We start from the raw sequence: 3,207 nt of genomic DNA on the forward strand, positions 1-3,207 counted from the left end.
GTCGTTGATCGAGCCTTCCCGCAGGAACTAGGGGATGTCTCGTAAGGGTTGTGGTTTTGGCTTCGCTCAGCCAGCGTAGTCTTGGGAACGCTTACCATGGTTTCACCTGTGTTTAGATAGTGCTGCGGGTTGCAGCGGTCAGTAGCCCTAAAATCCATCGCGCTGAGTGACCCATCCTTGGTTTGCGAGTCACTCAGCCCTAAGCCCGGTCTATAGAACAACAAATCGGGTTGCAGCCACGAACCCAGCGATCGCCGAGGCTCCTAGGGAGAACAAGGCAGAGCCAAAGACCCACCAAGCTGCCTGCGCCGCCATTTTGCGCGTTTCCCGCACCTGCCGTTGGGCTTCATCTTTGATGGATTGCAGTCGCCGCTGGGTTTCCTGTTGCACCCGCTCCACTTGATGCAGCACGTTGTCCCGCGCGGCTTCAACCTGGTCAATAATGCTGTTGGCATCGGCTTCAGAGATGTCATCACGGGAGCTGATCACCGCCACCAAGGTTTCCCGGTCGAACTGGGTGAGGCGATCGCGTAGGGCATCTAACCCCATCTGCGGATCATCAAACAGTTGGCTAAAGTCCCGCTTGATTCCCTCATAGTTGAGTTCGGGGCGTTCCAAGCCATTCAGGTAGCTGCGAACATTGTCGAACCCCTTATCAATCGTGGACTGCACCACGCGCTGCACTTTTTGGAGCTGTTCCACCACCGCCCGGAAATTCGCTTCCACCTGATCGGCAATGCGATTGGCTTCTTCCTCCGTCATGTCATCCCGTTGGGCTAGTAGCGCCACAAAGGTAGACCGATCGAAATGGGAGACGCGATCGCCTAGGCTACTCAGCCCCGCCTGGGGATGCTGCAACAGCAATTGCAGATCGCGCTTGATGCCCTCAGGATTCAGTTCTTCCTTCTCGGTGTTTTGCAGATAGCTTTCCAGGTTGGCTTCAAAGTCCACAGCCTGTTGCTGAATCCGACTGGCCAAGCGCCGGGGTGCTTTGATGATGTTGCGAATGGCGGCTTGCACTTGGTCAATGGCGTGATTGACTTGCTCCTCCGTTAGGTCATCCCGCTGGCTCAAGAGTTTGACCAGGGTTTCTCGATCCATGTGAGACAAGCGCTCTTGAATGGCAGCACCACCTGCTTTTGGATCGTTCAGCAACGTGGAGAGGTCATGCTGGATGCCTTCGGGGTTGAGTTCATCCAGATTGGTATTGCGGAGATAATCCGCTAGGGCTTGAGTGGTTTCGTCGTACTGCGCTTTAGCTTTGCCTGCCAGCTTTTGTGGAGCCTGCAAGATGCTATCCCGTACCGATTCCACCTGATCGATCACCTCGTTGACCCGGTCTTCGCTAAGGTCTTGGCGCTGGCTCAGGAGTTGCACCAAGGTTTCGCGATCAAACTGCGAGAGGCGCACCCGCAGAGCACTCAAACCCGCCTCTGGATCGTCCAATAGGGTTTTTAAGTCCCGCTGGATGCCTTCGGGGTTGAGTTCGTCCTGGTGGGTATCGCGCAGATAGTCGGCTACCTTCTGGCGCAGTTCTTGGGCTTTCGTTTGAGCCTGGTTTTGCAATTCTTGAGCTTCAGACAGAACGCGATCGCGGGTGCTCTCTAGCTGATTCACCAGTTCGTTGGCCTCTTCCTCGCTCATGTCCGAGCGCTGGCTCAGCAGTTGCTTTAAGGTGTCCCGATCAAACTGCTGGAAACGATGGCTCAAGTCCTCGAATCCCGCCTGTGGATCTGACAACAGAGTCTGAAAATCTTGGCCGATCGCCTCGGGATTTAGTTCTGATTTGTGTGTAGAGCGCAGGTAATTTTCCACCTGACTCCGTAAACCTTGAGACTTTTCCTGAGTTTCTGCTGCCTGAACTGTGCTAAACACCTCGGCCCGAATGTCTTCTAAGTAGTCTGCCAAGTCCTGAGTTTTTTCTGGCGTAAAGTCGTCTCGCAGGCTAAGCACCTGGGCAAAGTAGTCGCGATCGATGAGCTCCAGCTCTTGGCGAATAATGCCGGGATCTGCAGCGGCATCATAAATCACGTCGCGAAATTCCTGCTTCACCGTTTCCCGGTTCAGTTTCCAAGGAGACGAAAACAGCAGGTAGTTTTCCAGATCTGCCTGGATCACACTAAACGGTTTGGGCTGGCTGGCAGACTTGCCGTTAGCGTGACCATTGGCGTGATCGTTATGGTTGCCATTCGACTGCAGTAAATTGCTGCCAAAGGTTCGCAGTTGGCTACCAATCTTTTCGATATCGATATCAGAGATATCAACATTTTGCAGTACCCGGCTCAGCAGCGCTGTCGTGCCAAACTGCAGGGCCTGACTGGTCAGGCTACCGCTGCTACCGCTGGGCTTGCGCTGGGCTGACGTGGTTTTGATCAGGTCATTTAACTGCTGGCTTAACTCACCCGATTGCAGATCGTCTGGATCTGCCGACTTGAGCTGCGTCAGCAATGCCTGTGGGTCAGGCTGATTGTTGGAACCGACCACCTTTTTCCAGGCAGCTTCTAGCTGATCGGTGATGCTGTTGATATCGCGCTTCGAGAGATCGGTGCGGCTGCTCACTAGCTTCACGAAGGTGTCGCGGTTGACGTTCTTGAGCAGATCACTGCTAGCGATCGCCCCTAAATTCGCATCCTTCAGCAAGGTTTCAAACTGTCCGCCGAGCTGATCAACATTCAACTTTGGTAGCTGTACTTTATCTAAAGAACTTTGCAGTGTTGTCCGAATCGTATCAGGATCAAAGCCTGCGGTTAACTCCCGCCGCACCGCCGCCGTAATGTCTTCAGCGGTAGACACCATCTGGCTTTTTGCCATATTTGCCCCCAGCATTGCCGTACCTGCACCGAGTAAGCTTTGCATACCAGCCGTCGCGGTGCTGATCACTGAGCCGAGCAGGGAACCCAAGGCTGTGGAGCTAAGCCAAGTTAGTGCAGTAAAGAAAACTGCCCAGATAATGATCCCGGTAATTGCCCCCAACCCAGGACTGCTCAATAAACTGAGTTTGACCGCTAGAAAACAGGCGGCAAATAGGGCAAGACTGACGCTTACTAGTAGACCCAATCCGACTTTGGTTTCAATACCGTGAACGGTGTCGCCCAGGCTCTCAGAATCACTATTGCTACTATTGCTTGATGGACTATCGGGGGTGGCAATGACCGCGATCGCTAGGTTGGTCAAGAGCAGTTGAAAGGCAAAGGCCATCACGACCCC

At 53.8% G+C, this 3,207-nt stretch carries 1 protein-coding gene; it reads right to left on the reverse strand.

Features of this window, described 5'->3' with window-relative positions; translation table 11 throughout:
* Positions 1-210 precede the first annotated feature (210 nt).
* Positions 211-3,207 (reverse strand): hypothetical protein (locus V6D20_11080; GenBank protein HEY9816325.1); only part of this gene is annotated, 2,997 nt, incomplete at its 5' end.

Source organism: Candidatus Obscuribacterales bacterium (assembly GCA_036703605.1).
Lineage (GTDB): Bacteria > Cyanobacteriota > Cyanobacteriia > RECH01 > RECH01 > RECH01.